This window comes from Microvirga tunisiensis (assembly GCF_009296175.1).
Lineage (GTDB): Bacteria > Pseudomonadota > Alphaproteobacteria > Rhizobiales > Beijerinckiaceae > Microvirga > Microvirga tunisiensis.
Genome location: NZ_VOSK01000734.1, coordinates 1 through 1,493, shown reverse-complemented (window position 1 = coordinate 1,493; position 1,493 = coordinate 1). Strand labels below are relative to the sequence as shown.

1 protein-coding gene is annotated in these 1,493 nt (G+C 57.5%); it reads left to right on the top strand.

Features of this window, described 5'->3' with window-relative positions; all coding sequences use genetic code 11:
* Window positions 1-626: 626 nt before the first annotated feature.
* Entirely contained in the window at window positions 627-1,157 is a 531-nt protein-coding gene (locus tag FS320_RS46835; RefSeq protein ID WP_192926427.1) for a VanZ family protein, read from the top strand.
* The last annotated feature ends 336 nt before the right edge of the window (window positions 1,158-1,493 follow it).

The window sequence follows — 1,493 nt, the reverse complement described above, 5'->3', positions numbered from 1 at the left end:
GAGTCTGCTCAACCGTCGTCTTGACGGCTCTGTCTCCGGCCCTGCGCAATCGCTTTATCCGGCCTGGCCCTGTTCCTGCACCGGGATTGCACACCCACGTCAAGGCTCATTGACAACGAACATCAGAATTTGGTTTTGATCCGGTTAAGACAGCCGCTCTCGTTGGCCGCGCGGAACTCGCGCTCTCCCTTCTCGATGCTCTGCCCTCCCGGCCCCTCTCTTCACTCCTTTATGCTCTGCCCTCGGCACGACGTCCTGCCGCGACATCTTAGCGGTCGAATAGCTCTTCCAAGCGAATTGAACTGCGTTATGATCCCTCTGAGGTAAGCCTAAAGAGGGCACAGTATGGTGATCGTTTATCCGGTGGTAGCGTTGATTGGGGGTTTCATCAGTTGCGCGCTGCTCTGGCCGTACGGAACGGCCATTGCCCTTCTCAGCATGCCGTTTTGTGGGAGCCTGTTTGTGCTCATAGCCGCGATCCTGGTTTACGTGCGAGCCTCAGATGAGGCTGCCCCGAGCGTTGATCGTGCCGTCTATGGAGATCAGCCTCAGACGTTGCAGACCACCGAAAGCCATCAGTAGGCCCTCGGCCCTGGAAAATTCGTACTCCCGCACCGAAAGGAGGCATGACTTTCTCCTGCGGTACCTCCGATATCCCCGAGCTTACGGGGCAATTCGTCAGGGCCAATAGGTCTGCGATTGGAGAGTTCGATAAACCGGCGCCGCAAAAACCACCCGTAGCCCTCATTAGCGCGATCAGAAACGCGAAGGGGTCATTCACGAACCCGGCTCAACCGGTTAATCCACACACCATGACACCCAAAGTCTTCTTCCGCTGGGTCGCATGGTTGCTCATCCTCGCCATTGCGGTCTTCACACTTGCGCCGATAGCGTTGCGGCCCGTCACTGGAGCGCCGGTCAGCCTGGAGCGGTTTGTGGCCTTTGCCGCCATAGGCGCCGCGTTCTGCCTCGGCTATCCGAAACACCGCCTCTATATCGTTGTGTTGCTGGTCGGGATCGTTGGGTTTCTTGAGATCGCCCAGAACGTTGTTCCTGGCCGCCATGGTCGCCTGCCGGATGGTTTGGTGAAGACATCAGGCGCTCTCCTCGGAGCCGCTTTCGTCATGTTCGTAGCTCGCAAAAAGCGAGTTCCATGAAAGAGCTACGGCATCATCCTCTATAGGCAGTGAACCCGCTTCCTCGGCCGGTTACGTTGGTGCTTCGTTGCGGAGATTCACGTGAGCATCGCCTATTTTATCATCCATCCTGAAGTTGTTGTTGAGGCGGAAACCCCCGTCCCGCGGTGGCATCTCTCGGATAAGGGTGTCCACCGCATGCGGGCTTTTGCCTCTGGGCCTAATCCGGGGTACGCATCCGAGGTGGGCCGCCTTGTAGGAATTGTCGGATTTGGCACTGACTGTCCTTATTGACGTCAAAAAGGACAGTGCGGCTATGGATCGAGTTGAGATTGTCGATACGGGTCGGCGTCGTCG

What these genes read in the sequence shown, in the direction of transcription:
- FS320_RS46835 (WP_192926427.1), top strand. Translation starts at nt 627, where the DNA reads ATGACTTTCTCCTGCGGTACCTCCGATATCCCCGAGCTTACGGGGCAA.